The organism is Hymenobacter rubidus (genome assembly GCF_016734815.1).
GTDB classification, from domain to species: domain Bacteria; phylum Bacteroidota; class Bacteroidia; order Cytophagales; family Hymenobacteraceae; genus Hymenobacter; species Hymenobacter rubidus.
Window position 1 is genome coordinate 41665 of sequence record NZ_JAERQF010000009.1, and the last position, 15591, is coordinate 57255.

The following is a 15591-nucleotide window of genomic DNA, read 5'->3' on the forward strand; positions in this document are numbered from 1 at the left end:
CTAGCCGCCGGTTTCTTCGCGCAACAGTTGCTCCAGTCCCGCCCGCATTTGTTCGTAGGGTTGGTAGCCCCGGGCCAGCACGTAGCCCTGCTCGCCGATGCGCACCACGGCCGTGGGAAAGCCCTCCACGCCAATGCGGGCCACGGCAGCAAACTCCTGCTGGGCGGCGCGGGCCGCTTCGGGCGCCGCCCAGCGGCGCTGAAACTCCACCACGTCAACCCCAAATGGCGCCAGCAAATCGTTGTAAGCGGATGGGTTGTTTAGGTCCTGGCCGTCGCGGAAAAGGGCCGCTTGCACGGCGTGGGCGAAGGCTACGGCACGCGCGGGGTCCTGCGTGAGCTGGCGGAACGTGGCAATGGCCCGGCACGGGGGCTCCGAGTCGTAGCGGTAGTCGCCGGCGGCGCCCAGCGCCTTGAAAGCCTCGCCAAAACGCACGCCGGTTACTTCTTCCACGTCGTTCAGGTTGGTTTTCAGGCTATCCCAGCTTTCAGATATAGGACCTACGTCCTCCCCCTTCACCATGCCGCCGCAGAGCACCGACACGTCAATGCGCCCCGCAAACTCTTCCTGCAGGCGCTTGATAACCGGGCTCGTGCCGTAGCACCAGCCGCAGAGCGGGTCCTGGATGTAGAGCAGTTCGGGGAGGTTGGCAGGGAGCGCAGGCGTCATGGCTGGAGAAATAATAAGCCGCAAAAGTAGTCCTTATCTGCCCTGGGCGGCTATTCCTTCAAAGCCCATCAAAGTTTCGGGCTACCGGTGAATTTATTTGCTGGGCCGCCGGTTTGCCCAGTGCTAGGTTAGCTTATCGATAGGACAATTAGTTATCGTGATTTATAGAAAAAGGCCCGCTGCATTGCTGCAACGGGCCTTTTTTAGGTGCATTCGGCGCGGCCTTAGCCGTTCATGGCCAGCAGGAATTCTTCGTTGTCCTTGGTGCCTTTGATGCGGTCCTTGAGGAATTCCATGGCCTCGGTAGCCGTCATGTCCGACATGAACTTGCGGAGCACCCACACGCGGCTCAGCTCGTCCTTGGTCATCAGCAGGTCTTCGCGGCGGGTGCCGGAAGCCGGGATGTCGATGGCCGGGAACACGCGCTTGTTGGCCAGCTTGCGGTCGAGCTGCAGTTCCATGTTGCCGGTGCCTTTGAATTCCTCGAAAATAACCTCGTCCATTTTGGAGCCGGTTTCGATGAGGGCCGTGGCAATGATGGTGAGCGAGCCGCCGCCTTCCACGTTGCGGGCCGCCCCGAAGAAGCGCTTAGGCTTTTGCAGCGCGCCGGCGTCGATGCCCCCCGAGAGGATGCGCGACGAGCTGGGCTGCACCGTGTTGTAGGCCCGAGCCAGGCGGGTAATGGAGTCGAGCAGAATCACCACGTCGTGGCCGCATTCTACCAGGCGCCGTGCCTTGTCGAGGGCCATTTCGGCGATTTTTACGTGGCGGTCGGCCGTTTCGTCGAAGGTCGAGCTCAGCACTTCGGCCTTCACGGTGCGGGCCATGTCGGTTACTTCCTCGGGACGCTCGTCGATGAGCAGCACCATGAGGTAGACCTCGGGGTGATTTTCGGCAATGGAGTTGGCCACTTCCTGTAGCAGGACGGTTTTACCGGTTTTGGGCTGGGCCACAATCAGGCCGCGCTGTCCCTTGCCGATGGGCGCAAACAAATCGAGCACACGGGTACTGATTTGCGAAGGCTTGGTGCTCAGCTTGAACTTAGAATCGGCGAAAAGCGGCGTGAGGTGGCTGAACGGCACCCGGTCGCGTACTTCCTCCACGGTGCGGCCGTTCATGCTTTCCACGCCCACCAGGGCGAAATATTTCTCCCCCTCGCGCGGCGGCCGAATGGTACACACCACCGTGTCGCCGGGCTTCATGGCAAACTGCTTCACCTGCTGCGTCGACACAAAAATGTCGTCGGGCGAAGCCAGGTAGTTGTAGTAAGGCGAGCGCAGGAAGCCGTAGCCGCCGTCGGGCATCAGCTCAAACGTGCCGCCGCCGGGCACCACCAGGTCAATATCCTGGCGCTGAGGGCGCTGGGGCTCGCGGGGCTGCTGGTTCTGGGGCGTGTCGGTGCGGGGCGAGCCGTCGGGGTTGAGGGCGCGTTGCTGGCGCTGGAGGTCGCGTTGGGCGTAGCGCTCCTCGCGGGTCAGGTTGCGGTCGTTGCGCGGCTGGTCATTGCGGGGCTCGCGGGGCTGGCCGTCGCGGTTTTCGCGGGGTTGGTCGTTGCGCGGCTCGCGGGGTTGATTTTCGCGGGGCTGCTGATTGTCGCGGGCCGGGCGCTGGTCCCGGTTGTCGCGCACTTCGCGGTTGTCGCGCTCAAAGCGGTCGGCGCGGTTTTCCCGGCGGTCGGCAAAGCCGTTGCTGCCAAATTCGCGGCGGTTGTCACGGCTGCCCTCGCGGGCATCAGTACCATTTTCGGCGGCAGTTGCGGCAGCCGCAGCGGCGGCAGCCTCATTCGCCGCTTTTTCGGCGGCCATTTCGGCGGCGCGCTGCTCCGTGATGGGGCGGCCGGCGCGGTCAACCCGCTCGCGGCGCGGGCGGTCGGGGCGGGGGTTGGTGCCGTTCACAGACTGCTCACCGAACTCAGTCGAAACCGGCGCATTATCTGGACTAACTGGAGTAGCATCCGGCGCTGATGCATCGGCCAGGGAAGCACCCGTGGCCTCAGTGGCTGGCACTAGGGCCAATCCTTCGAGAGGGTCCAGAATTTCTACGGTTGGCTCGGGCGCTACCGGCGGCGCTTGGGCAGCAGGTGCCGCAGGGGCTTCGCGGCGGGGCTCGCGCGGGGCACGGGCCGGGGCTTTGGCAGCGGGCGGCGCTACATCGGAAAAGGGCCGTTCGGTGTTGTTGGGCGTGGGACGGCGGGCGGTGTTGCGGGCCGGGCGGGGAGCAGCGGCGGGAGCAGCTTCGGCCACCAGCGCCACGGGGGCGGCGGCAGGGGTAGCAGCTGGCGCGGCGGGCTGCTCGGCCACGCCGGGGGTCAGGGCCTGCTGGTCGAGGATTTTATAGATTAAATCCTGCTTGCTGAGCCGTTTGAAATTGCCCACGTTTAGTTGCTCGGCAATTTCTTTGAGGTCGGACAGCAGCCGGTCCTTCAACTCGTTAATGGTGTGCATAAAGGGAATAAGGGGAAAACATCTGCGTAAAGCAAGAAGGGGCTGGCTGCCCGCTATGGCCCACCGGGGGCGCAAAAAGCCAGCTACGACACGGAAGCGGCCAAGCCGCAGTAGGACATTCGCAGGGGGCGCGGGCTACAGCAATAGCAGCGCGCGGAGCGCAATGAATAAGCAGGAAGTTAGGTGCAGAATGGGGCCGCGGGCGGTTCAGCAAAAAGTCGAGACCGGAGGCGGGCGCTGTGGCCCGCTGGCCCAGCCACGGCGGCCGGTTGCTCCCGCAATGTTAGGGCATTACGAGCAAACTGCCAAATCGGATGCGCACGTCTTGGCATTTAAACACGGACGGTGGCAAATTAAGTTGCCGCTCGTTTCGGCGGTAGGCGGCTGGGCTGTGGTACCGGTCGGTTTTACTTACGACCTTTGCCCGGCATCCCCCAACCTGCTTTATGCTGCAACTTTCCGTTCTCCGCGACCAGACCGACCTGGTACTGGCCGGCCTCGCCAAAAAACGCTACCCCACCGGCCCCGCCGATGTAGCGGCCATCCTCGACCTCGACCAGCGCCGCCGCGCCCTCCAAACCAGCCACGACTCTTCCCAAGCCGAGGCCAACAAGCTCGCGCAGCAAATCGGCGGCCTGATGAAAGCCGGCGACAAAGCCGGCGCCGAAGTCCTCAAGGCCCGCACCGCCGAGCTGAAGCAGCGCACCCAGAGCGCCGCCGCCGAGCTGGCCCAGGTAGAAAAAGAGCAGCAGCAGTTGCTTTATAAACTGCCCAACCTGCCCCACGCCAGTGTGCCCGAAGGCCGGGCCGCTGCCGATAACGAAATTGTGCGGGAGCACGGCGCCAAGCCTGAGCTGGGGGCTGATGCATTGGCGCACTGGGAGTTGATTAAGAAGTACGACATCATTGATTTTGAGCTGGGCGTAAAAATCACCGGCGCGGGCTTCCCGGTGTATAAAGGCCAAGGCGCCCGCTTGCAGCGGGCCCTCATCAACTTCTTTCTGGACGAGGCCCGGGCGGCGGGCTACACCGAGATGCAACCGCCCATTCTGGTGAACGAGGCCAGCGGCTACGGCACCGGCCAGCTGCCCGACAAGGAAGGCCAGATGTACCACGACGCCAAGGACGACCTTTACCTCATTCCCACGGCCGAGGTGCCGCTGACCAATATTTACCGCGATGAGATTATTCCGGTGGAGAAGCTGCCCATTCGCATCACGGGCCACACGCCGTGCTTCCGCCGCGAGGCCGGTTCGTGGGGCGCCGATGTGCGCGGCCTCAACCGCCTGCATCAGTTCGACAAAGTGGAAATTGTGCAAATCACGGAGCCGGAGCACAGCTACGCCGCGCTGGATACCATGGTGGCCCACATCGAAGGCCTGCTGCAGAAGCTGGAGCTGCCGTACCGCGTGCTGCGCCTCTGCGGCGGCGACATGGGCTTCACCAGCGCCCTCACTTTCGACCTTGAAGTGTGGAGCGCGGCGCAAGGCCGCTGGCTGGAAGTAAGCTCGGCCTCGAACTTCGAAACCTACCAGGCCAACCGCCTTAAGTGCCGCTACCGGGCCGACGGCGGCAAAACGCAATTGCTGCACACCCTCAACGGCTCGGCCCTGGCGCTGCCCCGCATTGTGGCCGCACTGCTGGAAAACAACCAGATGGCCGACGGGATTGAGTTGCCGGCGGTGTTGCACAGCTACTGCGGGTTTAGCAAGATTGTCTGAACCGTTCACGTATAGAAAACGGCCCGCTCAATTTCGTTGAGCGGGCCGTTTTGCTTGTTAACTTTCTAGAACAGCTCTGGCCGGCGCTGCACCAGCGGCAGCGAATCTGCGTCAACCTCCTTCTGCCCAAATCCACAGGCGGCGCAAAAGCGCGCTTTTTTTGTACGAAGCGGCTTATGGCACTATGGGCACGGCGGCCCGTATTGGTCTACCTCATGATGCAGGACTGCATTGGGATTGGTTTCCACAAAGCCTGTGAGCAGCCGATACATTTCCAGCATCGGCTGTCGGAATCGCGCGCTGCCTTCCAACTGCATTGGAATTAGTGCACGGCCCCGACGCTTGGCTTCCGCTTCAACAACTGCCATCCCGCCTAGGTGCGCCTGCCGGACTAAAGCGGCCTCGGCGGTTTCCAGCATCAGGATTTCCTGTTGGCAGCGCCAGCACCACAGCATTTTCACGGCCTAATACTCTGCCATTTCCTCATCCACATAGCACCAGAGCCACCTTTCGCCGGGCTCGGCAGAGGAAATGACGGGGTGTTGGGTGGCGTGGAAATGCTTGGTGGCGTGTTGGTTCTTGGAATTGTCGCAGCAACCCACATGGCCGCACTCCTGGCACACGCGCAGGTGCACCCAGGTGTCGCCGAGGGCAACGCATTCGGGGCATAAGTAGGATGGCGCGCTTTTGAGGCTGCGGAGGGAGGTGAGGTGTTGGCAGGGTTCGGGCATGGGATGAAAGTAAGGTTTTTTGGGCAATGTAGGACACGGCGGGTATATGCCCAACCGGCAGTTGGGCCGCTCCGCATTCCTGGGCCCAAATCGGTCAACCGTAGATGCCGGGTGGCTACTCGCCGATTGGAGCAGGCGGAAGGGAATGATGATGTGCAGTTTTGACTTAGCCACTCAGCAACGGTTTTATCTCTGTTACCCAAACCCACTCGCGCATCATGGAAAGAAAACACTTTTTGAAGAGCCTTTTGATGGGGGCGGCGTCAGCCCCGGTGCTGCTTTCGGCCTGTGGCAAAGACACGGTTTCGCCTACTTCGAGCACCACTACCACGGGCACGACCGGAACCACCGGCACTGGCTCCGGCAGCTGCACCGTGGCCCCGACGGAAACCGAAGGACCTTTCCCGACGAAAGTGCCGGCTTCGTACGTGCGCAGCGACATCAAGGACGGCAAAACCGGCTACGAGTTGGGCATTACCATCAGCATTACGAACAGCAACAGCAGCTGCGCGGCTTTGGCCGGCGCCTTGGTCGACATCTGGCACTGCGATGCCGAGGGCAACTATTCGGAGTACGGCGGCTCGGGCATGCAGGCCACCAACTACCAGGCAGTGCATTTCCTGCGCGGCCGGCAAACCACCGATGCCAACGGCCAGGTAAAGTTCACCAGCATTTTCCCCGGTTGGTATTCGGGCCGAGCCACCCACATCCACGTGCACGTGTACGCGGCCAACGGCACGTCGCTGAAAGTGACCCAGATTGCCTTCCCCGAAGGCACGGGCTCGGCCGTGGCGGCCGTGAATGGCTACGCCAAGGGCCTGAGCGGCTACACTGCCAACGCCAGCGACAACGTGTTCAGCGACGGCGTGAGCCTGGAAATGGCCGCGGTGACGGGCAGCACCACGGCAGGCTTTCAGTTGGCTATTTCGCTGGCCGTGCCGGCGTAGGTCAATACGGCATTCTGACAGTCATGCAGAGCGCAGCGAAGCATCTCGCATGCTCAAGTAATCCAATCGATTGAGTCACTATTGCGCGCGAGATGCTTCGCTACGCTCTGCATGACCGTATTTAGGTCCTTTCCGCCATATGCCTGTCCGCACCATCACCCTGTGCTATCGGAAAATAATGGATGCCAGCGCTACCCGGCCCTGGGACAAGCTGGTGTGGGACGACAGCTACGCCGAATTTCGATTGCAGGCGCAGACGTTTAATCCCGGCAACCGGTACCGTTCGTTCGGGGAAATCCTGCACTACGTGCCGAACGCCGAGCGGCTGCACTTCCTAGTGAGCGGGGCCGTGACGGGCTATGTGCAGCAACTCAACGAACGAATGCCGGACGTTCTGGACAATTTGGGACGCCAGTTTTTGAAATTCAACCGCTTTCAGTTCGAACTCATCAATTCGGACTTGCAGGATAAAAGCAAGCACCAGGTAGCCGTCAATTTTGTATCGGAGCCGCTGCGGTGGCACGACACTGTGGGGCCCTACCTAGTGGTATCAGAAGCTAGACCAGCCGCTGCACCGACGGGAGAAATCCTGACGCACCTGGTGCAGCTGCAGCCATTTCTCAGCATCTATTCACTTCTTCCCGCTGCCCCCGATGCCTCAGCAAACGCCGGGTAAAATCTTCCTCGCCGAGGAGCGGGGCTTGGCCGAATCGGACCGGTTTCGGCGGTTTAGCACGTTTAACTTCGGGCCGTTTGCGCACGCGCACAAGGGGCCGTTTGGCCGCCTCTATGGGCTGAATGAAGAAACCCTGGCCGGCGGCCACGCGCTGGATTTCACGGTCGCGGAGGCGTCGCACGTCCTCATCCTGCCCCTGACCGGGGCGGTCACGCTGAACTGCGTCGGCCCGCCCGCCACCACCGTCGACGCCGGGCAGTTACTGATTTTAACCCTACCGGCGGCCAGCGTGCTGCACGTAAAAAATCCGTTTGCAACCGAACTGGTCGGCTTCCTGCACATTTGGCTGCTGGCCGATTCGCCCGTTTCTGCAGTAGCTGCCCGCCGCGCCGTGTTCAGCCTCGACGATTCGCCCAACCAACTGATTCCGCTGGCGCCGGTGCCGGCTCCGCCCGCCGCCCGGCCCCTACCGCTGGCCGTGAGCGTAGGCCGGTTTGCGGGCCGGCACGAGGCCATTTATCAGCCCAGTGGTTCGGATTCGCGTTTGTTTGTTTTTGTTTTAGCAGGGGCTTTTGAAGTAGAAGGCCGGCTGATGCACGCCAATGACGGCCTGGCGCTGTGGGATGCAGCCAATGTTGAACTCGAAGCCCTCAGCAACGACGCGGTACTAATGGTGCTGGAGATAGAAGCTTTTTAGACCATCATGCCGAGCGCAGCGAAGCATCTCGCGTGGGTTGCTGGCTCAATCGGTTGGTTTAAGTCGTCAAGCAAACGTAAACGGATAGTAAAGAGGTGGTCATGCTGAGCTTGTCGAAGCATCTCTACCGCAGTAGTAAATGAATTACCGGCGCGGTAGAGATGCTTCGACAAGCTCAGCATGACGGTCGAGCGAATACGGTTACTTATGCACGAGTCCTTAGTTGGGCACGCGAGATACTTCGCTGCGCTTGGCATGACGGGCGGCCGTGGGTCGCTCCTACTGGCCAGCGCCGACCATTGACCAATCCACTGACAGGTTTTGCTCGCGCATGCACTTGAAATGGCCTTGCGGACACTTGGCAAACCCAATTTTGGAGCATGGCCGGCAGCTGAGACCCTGCACTTCCAACGCTTGGTATTTGGTGCGGTACGGGTACATGCCAAATTCGGGCACAGTATTGCCCCACACACTGAAAATCGGCTTTCCGAAGGCTGCCGCCATGTGCATCAGGCCAGTGTCGTGGCTCACCACGAAATCGGCCTGCCGGAGCAGCGAGGCCGACTGGTGCAGCGAGTAGCGCCCGCAGCCATTTTCAATGGCTGAATGGGTGGATGGGTGAATGGGTGGATGGCTATTTGGGGAGGGCACGGCGCTGATAATAGCGTCCGCCACAGGAGCATCTTCCGGGCCACCGAGCAGTATGATGGGGCGCGGGGCCAGCCGCTGGCATAGTTCCACCAGCTTCTCCAAGGGCAGGCGCTTGGTGGCATGCTGCGCCCCGATGGCCACGGCCACGTAGCCCTGCTGAAACGGCGCGGGCAGCGTGGCAAGGCTTACTTCCTGGCCTGCGGGAATAAAATAATCGAGGCCTTGGCCGTCGTCTTTGATGCCCAGCGGCTGGGCGGCATTCAAGTAGCGCTGCACAATGTGCACGTCGGGCAGGCGGTTGATTTTGAAATTGACCAGCAGCCACTTCTGCCAATTCAGCTTATCGAAACTGCTCGATTTCACCCCCAGCCGCAGCTTGATGAGGCGGGTCCGCAGGTTGTTGTGCAAGTCGATAACGTAATCGAACTGCTCGGTTTTCAGCTGCTGCACCAGCTCGCCCAGGCTGCCGGTGAGGCAATGCACTTTGGTGATGTAGGGGTTGGGTTCGAGCAGGCTGCGGTAGGCGGGCTTGGTGGCAAAGTGCACCTCCGCCTGCGCCACTTGCTGCGCCAGGGCCCGCACCACCGGCGTGGTCAGCACGATGTCGCCAATGGAAGAAAAGCGGAGAACGAGGATTTTCATTTTTAGCTATTAGCCGATAGCAATAAGGCTGTCATGCTGAGCGCAGTCGAAGCAGCTCTACTGCACAAGTATCCAATCGGCTGCACCGAAGCGGTAGAGATGCTTCGACTGCGCTCAGCATGACGTTCGAGTTTTCTCCCAATTACCTACTCAAACAGCGACTTCTTGTATTCCAGCGGCGGCTTGATGTTGGCTTTGCGCGCTTCGAAATAGGCTGCCACTTCTTCTACCGACTTGGCGTTGAAGGTCATTTCCTTGGTCAGGTGGCCTTTGCGGCCCATCAGCACGCCGTAGCGCATGTCTTCGTAGCCGTTGGTGTGGTGGGCGTCGGGGTTGATGCTGAGCTGCACGCCTTGGTCGAGGGCGTAGCGCACCCAGCGCCAGTCGAGGTCGAGGCGCCAGGGGTTGGCGTTGATTTCGATGATAACCTGGTGTTGGGCGCAGGCATCAATGACAGCTTTGTAGTCGATGGGGTAGCCCTGGCGGCGCAGCAGCAGGCGGCCAGTAGGATGCCCCAGCATGGTGGTGTAGGGGTTTTCGATGGCGCGCAGCAGGCGGTCGGTGGCTTTGCGCTCGTCCATTTTCAGGTTGGAGTGGATGCTGGCCACGATAAAATCGAAGCTGGCCAGCACCTCATTGGGGTAATCGAGGGAGCCGTCGCTGAGAATGTCGCTTTCGATGCCCTTGAAGATGCGGAACGGGGCCAGCTCGGCGTTCAGCTGGTCAATTTCCTTGTGTTGCTGGCGCACGCGCTCCGCGCTCAGGCCGTTGGCATAATGCGCGGCCTGGCTGTGGTCGCACAGGCCCAGGTACTCGTAGCCGTGGTCGCGCAGCCAGGTCGCCATCTCGCGGATGCTGTGGTTGCCGTCGGACCAGGTGCTGTGGTTGTGCAGGGAACCGCGCAGGTCTTTATCCTCCAGTAGATTGGGTAGCTTTTTTTCCGCTGCAAGGGCAATTTCGCCAAGACCTTCGCGCAGTTCGGGCACTATGAATTGCAGGCCGGCCTTCTCGTACAGGGCCTCTTCCTGCTGAAACTTCTCGCGGCGCGCCAGTTGCCGGAGTGTGAATGGCGCAGCCGTGAGTGGTTCGCTCAGGTGCGCTTCGGCGGCCGAATTCAGGAAAACTTCGGTGGTAAATTCCTCCGGCTTCACCAGCAGCACTTCCACTCGCACACCCGATTCGGTGGCCGTGCCGCGCCAGGCAAACGGGCCAGAGCGGCGCGGGTCGGCGGTGAGGCCGGCGGTGGTATTCAGCAGCTGATGGGCTTGGTCGGGCTGGTCGGTGGCGGCCACGAGGGCCACCGTTTCTACTGTTTCGAGGCGCCGCCGGAGTTCGCCGGCCACGGCTACCTGCTCGGTTTTCAGGGCATCGCGCAGGCGCTGGGCCAGGTCGTGGGCGAGGCTTTCGGCTTGCGGGTAGAGTAGCTTGCCCTTGCTTTGGCCGGCAAACTCCAACGCCTCCAGAATGCCTTCCTGGGTCTTTTTGCCAAAGCCTTTCAGCTTGCTCACCTGGTCATTCTCGGCGGCCTCGCGCAGCTGCTCGGTGCTTTCGATGCCCAGCTCATGCCACAGGGCGCGGATTTTTTTCGGCCCGATGCCCTTGATACCCAGCATCTCGACCACGCCGGGCGGCGTCACGTCCAGCAGGCGCTGCAGGTCCGAAAACGTGCCGGTATCGAGCAGCTCGGCTACTTTGGCGGCGGCGGTTTTGCTCAGGCCGGTGCGGTCGGGCAGGCCGGAACGCTCCACTTCCGACACCGGGAAGCTCAGCGCATCGAGGGCGTTGGCCGTGCCTTCGATGGCGCGAATTTTAAAGGGGTTTTCGTCGTGCAGCTCCATCAGCTGGGCGGCCAGCTTGAAAGCGCGGGTCAGGGCGCGGTTATCCACGGGAATTGGGGGCTTTTGAAGAAACGAATGTAGCGTACAAGGGTCCTTACGCGGACGGGACGGGTGGCGGCCACGGGCATCCGCCGCCCCTACCCTGCTGATTCGCCTTACCTTGCGCTCCCGCCATTCTTTGCAAAAAGCCATGCTCCGGCCTGTTTTCTCCCGTTTGCTGCCCCTGGTACTGCTGCTGGCCGTGGCCTGCCATCAACAGAAGCCGGCCATCGTCACCACGTCGCCCACTTCCATGAAACAGCTGGAAGGAACCTGGCTGAGTTCCCTGGAAGACAACCAGGGCGATACGCTGGCCTACCGGCTTAACACGCACACCTTCAAATCGGCACAACACCGCACGGGCTTTGCTATCCGGCCCTACGGGCGCTTCGAGCAGTTCGATATTGCGCCCGCCGGTGGCCTGACCGGCCGCCCCGGCACCTGGACGCCCGATGGCCCCACGGGCCTGCGCATCCACCTCCAAGATGGGCAAACGCCCGACTATACCCTCGAAGTGCTGGCCCTGCAAAAGCAGGTGCTGAAGCTGCGGCGGCACTAGCCAGCGGGTGCCCGGCGGCGCGGGCGTTGGCAGTTGGCAGATGCTGCCGGGCAAACCGGCGATGAAATTCCGGGGATTCATTTGCGGTTCATCAAGCAGCCGGACTTTCGAAATGATTTCCGGCGCTCCTCAAGGCTTGCATACGCGGCCGGATTTAACCTCGGGCAGGCTGCGCCGTAAGCACTGGGCAGCATGCCGACGCGTTGCTTCGGCCCTTCACTTCATTGGTCATTTCGTATGTCATTCGCAGCTATTTTTAGCCCCGTGCGGGCTCTGGTATTCGGTTTGGCGCTGGCGGGCACGCTCCCGGCTCTCGCCCAAAAAACCGTTATCAAAGCCAAAAACAACAAGGTCAAGGCCAAAACCACCGACGCGGCCGGCACCACCAGCAAAAGCAAAACGGTGGCCGCCACCACCGCGCCCCAGCCCACTTCGCCGGTGGGCTCTGCTCCGCAACTGGTACTGCCCGCGGCCCCAAGCATCGAGCCCACCGCCGCTGTGGCAGCCGTCGCCGCAGCGCCAAATGAGCCCAAAACGGAAGGCATCAGCGGTTGGATAACTGATTTGGGCGCGGCGCAGGCACAGGCCAAGGCCACCAACCGGCCCATGCTGGCCGTTTTCTCGGGTTCGGACTGGTGCAAGCCCTGCATCATGTACGAGCAGGAAGTATTTGCCAAGCCTGAGTTTGCAGCGTTTGTCAAGGACAAGCTGGTGCTGGCGCACTTCGATTTCCCGCGCATGAAAAAGAACCAGCCCAGCGCCGCTCAGCTGAAGCTGAACGAGGCCGCCGCCGCCCAGCTCAACCGCGAAGGCGACTTCCCGCTGGCCGTCGTCATCGCGCCCGATGGCAAGGTGCTGGCCAAAACCGGCTACATCGCCGGCGGCCCCGCCGCTTTCGAAGCCTACCTCAAAAAGGTGGTGCCTACGCTGTAAAAGCAGCAAAGTCGGTTTTTTTGTAATTTTTGAGATTTAGCGTAGGGGTCGACAGCCAGTAGTGCATCTACCTGTTATCTCATTCTTGTATCGCATTATGCCGCGTTGGAAACCCGGACCGGTGCTGGGCTTATTGCTGGGGCTGCTCCTGCTGGGTAGCCAGCCGGGCCGCTCCCAGTCGGGCCCCTCAACCAGCCGCCACACCTTCACCCGCAGCGCCCACCTGATGGGCTCGCACTTCACCTTCACGGTGGTGGCCGAGAACGACTCGGCCGGGCAGCGGGCCCTGCGCTTGGGGCTGGGCGAGGTACGACGCATCGACCGCCTCATGTCGTTCTGGGATTCGACGTCCGAAGTGGTGCGCATCAACCGCCTGGCCGGTGTGCGGCCGGTGGCGGTGTCGGCCGAAACCTTCGACCTCATCAACCGCACGCTGCGGCTGTCGAAGCTCAGCGACGGGGCGTTCGACATCACCTTTGCCAGCGCCGACAAGCTCTATAAATTCGACCAGCAGGCCCACCCGGCCCTGCCCGATTCGGCGGCTATCCGGGCCTCAGTGCGCCGCATCGGCTGGCAAAAAATTCAGCTCGACGCGGCCAGGCACACCGTGTTTTTGCCCGAAAAAGGGATGCACATCAACCTGGCGGGCATTCTGCAAGGCTACGGCCTGCGCCGGGCCAAGCAGGTGCTCGACGGCCTCGGCATCAAGGGCGGGCTGATGAATGGCTCGGGCGACATTTACTGCTGGGGGCGGCAGGCCGACGGCTCGCTCTGGCGCGTGGCCATCGGCGACCCCGACCACCCGCGCAGCGTGGCTGCCTGGGTCGACGTGACCGACGTGGCCGTGGTGACGGCCGGCAACTACGAGCAGTATTTCACTGTGGGCGGGCAGGTGTACGGGCACATCATCAACCCGCACACCGGCTACCCGTCGGTGGGCCTGCGCTCGGTCACCATCATTTGCCCCGACGTGGAATTGGCCGACGGGTTGGACGAAGTCGTCTTCGTGAAAGGCCCAACCGCCGGTTTGGCTTTTATCAACAGCCTGAAGGGCGTTGATTGCACGCTGATAACCGACGACAACCGCACACTGGCCTCCAAAGGCATGACTCTGAACTACTACCACGGCACAACGCCCGCCGCCCATCCCTGATTTTCCGTACTCCATGTTTATGAAGAAGTCCCTGCTGCTTACCTATCCTCGCCTGGCGCTTGGGCTACTGCTGCTGCCGCTGGGGGCCGCGCTGCCCAGCTGCGTGACGGTGGCCGCTTACCAGAAAGTGTACCTCAACGACGAGGACATGAAGCTGGCCAGTAAAACCGTGGAAACACCCGAAACCAACTTCGAAAGCTACCGTGAGGGCGCCGGCGGCGCCAACGGCGGCAAAGTAGGCGGCGGCTGCGGCTGTAACTGAGCAATGAGCAATGAGCAATGAGCAATGAGCAATGAGCAATGAGCAATGAGCAAAAGGAACGTCCTGCTGAGCGAAGTCGAAGCATCTCTACCGCAATACTAAATCACTGCAACGAAGCAATAGAGATGCTTCGGCTGCGCTCAGCAGGACGTTCAGTAGCCTGACCGTTCAAATAGCATGACGTTCGATAATATATCCCTTCTTTGAAAAAGCTACTTTTCCCCTTACTGGCCCTGAGTGCCCTGTCGGCCACCCCGGCCCTGGCGCAAACCGGCACCACGCAAAACCCCAACCGCATCGACGGCTACGGCGCGCCCGTGAGCCCGTCGGTGCCGGTGAGCCGGGCGGCCGATGAAACGACCATCGACATCATCGGTGGCTACTACCAGCAGGAAGGCACGCACGGCGCCGTGGAAGGCGGCCGTGGCACCCAGCACCTCACCGATGTACCGCCGGCCATCATCGTGAACATTCCACTGGATACTGTGAGCCGCCTTACGGCCAACGTAGGGGCCGATTTTTACGCTTCGGCGTCGACCGACCGCATTGACTTTGCCCTGAGCACGCCCTCGGCCCACGATGTGCGCTACCACGGCGACTTTGGCTACAGCCGCGAGCACAAGGCCAAAGGCACCATCTGGGGCGTGGGCGCGGGCGTTTCGAAGGAGTACGACTACTTCTCGTTCAACGCAACCGCTTCCTTCGCCAAAACCTCGCACGACGGCAACCGCCAACTGAGCGTGGCCGGCCAGGTTTTCCTAGACCAGGTGACGCTGATTACGCCGCTGGAGCTACGAACCACCTACGTGGCGGGCGCCACCACCAACGCCCGCGGCGGCGGCCAGAACGAATACGGCTCCGATACCCGCCAGACCTACAATTTCACGGCCACCTACTCGCAGGTGCTCACCAAGCGCCTGCAAGCGGCCATCAGCACCGAGCTGGTGTCGCAGAACGGGCTGCTCAGCACGCCGTTTCATCGAGTGTACTTCAAAGACAATACGGCCGTCAATCTGGAGCCAACTACCATAGGCGGCGACTTTTCGACGCGTTTCCCTACGGCGGCCCGCATCGAAAACCTGCCCCGCGCCCGCTTTAAGTACCCGGTGAGTTTGCGCCTGAACTACTACGCCAGCGACCTGATTCAGGTGCGCGGCTTCTACCGCTTCTACAACGACAATTTCGGCATCACGGCCCACACCCTGGAGCTGGAATTGCCGGTGAAGGTGACGCAATTCTTCGCCGTGTACCCCTTCTACCGCTACCACACCCAGACGGCTGCCACCTACTTCGCGCCCTTCGCGCAACACTCCGTCAACGACACCTATTACACGTCCGACTACGACCTGTCGGCTTTCTCGGCCAATAAATTCGGCGTCGGCCTGCGCTATTCGCCGGTGTATGGCATTGGCCGTTTCCACGTGCCGGGGCAGGACGCGCAGGGCCGGCAGCACGTCATGCGCCTCAAGTCGCTGGACTTGCGCTACGCCAATTACCAGCAAACCGGCTCGTCCATCTACAGCGCCGCCGACCGGGCCGACCTGAAGGCCAACATCGTGAGCGTGGATTTGGGCTTTGCGCTTTAGGCGCTGAGGTGTGAAATGGTGAGGTGGTGAGTTTACTGTTTGG

Annotated in this window: 15 protein-coding genes; 9 read left to right on the plus strand and 6 right to left on the minus strand. The window is 61.7% G+C overall.

The window, feature by feature from the left end; genetic code table 11:
• Together JKL48_RS08710 and rho are read right to left on the minus strand one after the other, a co-directional pair.
• Entirely contained in the window at positions 1–669 is a 669-nt protein-coding gene (locus JKL48_RS08710) for a DsbA family protein (protein WP_201981449.1), read from the minus strand.
• Positions 670–893: 224 nt separating this feature from the next.
• Positions 894–3113, minus strand: a complete 2220-nt coding sequence (rho, locus tag JKL48_RS08715) for a transcription termination factor Rho (RefSeq protein WP_201981451.1) — start codon at positions 3111–3113, stop codon at positions 894–896.
• 446 nt (positions 3114–3559) lie between these two features.
• Here rho and serS point away from each other — a divergent pair, with 446 nt between their 5' ends.
• Positions 3560–4834 (plus strand): serine--tRNA ligase, encoded by a 1275-nt coding sequence (gene serS / locus JKL48_RS08720; protein WP_201981453.1) that lies wholly within the window; start codon positions 3560–3562, stop codon positions 4832–4834.
• A gap of 182 nt (positions 4835–5016) precedes the next feature.
• On the opposite strand, the gene JKL48_RS08725 is transcribed toward serS, so the two are convergent.
• Complete coding sequence (locus JKL48_RS08725; RefSeq protein ID WP_201981456.1) at positions 5017–5295, minus strand: hypothetical protein; 279 nt, start codon at positions 5293–5295, stop codon at positions 5017–5019.
• 3 nt (positions 5296–5298) lie between these two features.
• Positions 5299–5565, minus strand: a complete 267-nt coding sequence (locus tag JKL48_RS08730; protein WP_201981458.1) for a UBP-type zinc finger domain-containing protein — start codon at positions 5563–5565, stop codon at positions 5299–5301.
• A 218-nt stretch (positions 5566–5783) separates the two neighbouring features.
• On the opposite strand from JKL48_RS08730, the gene JKL48_RS08735 reads away from it, so the two are divergent.
• The 3 genes from JKL48_RS08735 to JKL48_RS08745 all read left to right on the plus strand — a co-directional run bounded on the left by JKL48_RS08735 (position 5784) and on the right by JKL48_RS08745 (position 7885).
• Positions 5784–6512: a dioxygenase family protein gene (locus tag JKL48_RS08735; RefSeq protein WP_201981461.1), complete on the plus strand. Its 729-nt coding sequence runs from the start codon at positions 5784–5786 to the stop codon at positions 6510–6512.
• 139 nt (positions 6513–6651) lie between these two features.
• Positions 6652–7188: a hypothetical protein gene (locus tag JKL48_RS08740; protein WP_201981464.1), complete on the plus strand. Its 537-nt coding sequence runs from the start codon at positions 6652–6654 to the stop codon at positions 7186–7188.
• Entirely contained in the window at positions 7166–7885 is a 720-nt protein-coding gene (locus JKL48_RS08745; RefSeq protein WP_201981466.1) for a pirin family protein, read from the plus strand. The genes JKL48_RS08740 and JKL48_RS08745 overlap by 23 nt, the downstream gene beginning before the upstream one ends.
• 279 nt (positions 7886–8164) lie before the next feature.
• On the opposite strand, the gene JKL48_RS08750 is transcribed toward JKL48_RS08745, so the two are convergent.
• Positions 8165–9178 (minus strand): glycosyltransferase family 9 protein, encoded by a 1014-nt coding sequence (locus tag JKL48_RS08750; RefSeq protein ID WP_201981469.1) that lies wholly within the window; start codon positions 9176–9178, stop codon positions 8165–8167.
• A 146-nt stretch (positions 9179–9324) separates the two neighbouring features.
• Positions 9325–11064, minus strand: coding sequence for a DNA polymerase/3'-5' exonuclease PolX (gene polX, locus JKL48_RS08755; protein WP_201981471.1), 1740 nt, complete (start codon positions 11062–11064; stop codon positions 9325–9327).
• A gap of 142 nt (positions 11065–11206) precedes the next feature.
• Here polX and JKL48_RS08760 point away from each other — a divergent pair, with 142 nt between their 5' ends.
• The 5 genes from JKL48_RS08760 to JKL48_RS08780 all read left to right on the plus strand — a co-directional run bounded on the left by JKL48_RS08760 (position 11207) and on the right by JKL48_RS08780 (position 15548).
• Positions 11207–11614 carry a hypothetical protein gene (locus JKL48_RS08760; protein ID WP_201981472.1) on the plus strand — a complete coding sequence of 136 codons (408 nt, stop codon included), beginning with the start codon at positions 11207–11209 and terminating at the stop codon, positions 11612–11614.
• Positions 11615–11851: 237 nt separating this feature from the next.
• Positions 11852–12547, plus strand: coding sequence for a thioredoxin family protein (locus JKL48_RS08765; protein WP_201981473.1), 696 nt, complete (start codon positions 11852–11854; stop codon positions 12545–12547).
• Positions 12548–12644: 97 nt separating this feature from the next.
• On the plus strand, positions 12645–13700 hold the full coding sequence (locus JKL48_RS08770) for an FAD:protein FMN transferase (RefSeq protein ID WP_201981474.1): 1056 nt from the start codon (positions 12645–12647) through the stop codon (positions 13698–13700).
• Between the two features lie 19 nt (positions 13701–13719).
• Positions 13720–13962: a DUF4266 domain-containing protein gene (locus tag JKL48_RS08775; RefSeq protein WP_201981476.1), complete on the plus strand. Its 243-nt coding sequence runs from the start codon at positions 13720–13722 to the stop codon at positions 13960–13962.
• Positions 13963–14165: 203 nt separating this feature from the next.
• A complete protein-coding gene (locus JKL48_RS08780) occupies positions 14166–15548 on the plus strand; it encodes a DUF3570 domain-containing protein (protein ID WP_201981478.1) in 1383 nt (460 codons plus the stop codon).
• Positions 15549–15591: the final 43 nt, after the last annotated feature.

Excerpts from the sequence above, each read along its gene's own strand:
- JKL48_RS08765 (WP_201981473.1), top strand. The coding sequence starts at position 11,852 with ATGTCATTCGCAGCTATTTTTAGCCCCGTGCGGGCTCTGGTATTCGGT.
- JKL48_RS08770 (WP_201981474.1), top strand. The coding sequence starts at position 12,645 with ATGCCGCGTTGGAAACCCGGACCGGTGCTGGGCTTATTGCTGGGGCTG.
- JKL48_RS08745 (WP_201981466.1), top strand. The coding sequence starts at position 7,166 with ATGCCTCAGCAAACGCCGGGTAAAATCTTCCTCGCCGAGGAGCGGGGC.
- JKL48_RS08710 (WP_201981449.1), bottom strand. The coding sequence starts at position 669 with ATGACGCCTGCGCTCCCTGCCAACCTCCCCGAACTGCTCTACATCCAG.
- JKL48_RS08730 (WP_201981458.1), bottom strand. The coding sequence starts at position 5,565 with ATGCCCGAACCCTGCCAACACCTCACCTCCCTCCGCAGCCTCAAAAGC.
- JKL48_RS08740 (WP_201981464.1), top strand. The coding sequence starts at position 6,652 with ATGCCTGTCCGCACCATCACCCTGTGCTATCGGAAAATAATGGATGCC.
- serS (WP_201981453.1), top strand. The coding sequence starts at position 3,560 with ATGCTGCAACTTTCCGTTCTCCGCGACCAGACCGACCTGGTACTGGCC.
- JKL48_RS08760 (WP_201981472.1), top strand. The coding sequence starts at position 11,207 with ATGCTCCGGCCTGTTTTCTCCCGTTTGCTGCCCCTGGTACTGCTGCTG.
- JKL48_RS08775 (WP_201981476.1), top strand. The coding sequence starts at position 13,720 with ATGAAGAAGTCCCTGCTGCTTACCTATCCTCGCCTGGCGCTTGGGCTA.
- JKL48_RS08735 (WP_201981461.1), top strand. The coding sequence starts at position 5,784 with ATGGAAAGAAAACACTTTTTGAAGAGCCTTTTGATGGGGGCGGCGTCA.
- rho (WP_201981451.1), bottom strand. The coding sequence starts at position 3,113 with ATGCACACCATTAACGAGTTGAAGGACCGGCTGCTGTCCGACCTCAAA.
- JKL48_RS08750 (WP_201981469.1), bottom strand. The coding sequence starts at position 9,178 with ATGAAAATCCTCGTTCTCCGCTTTTCTTCCATTGGCGACATCGTGCTG.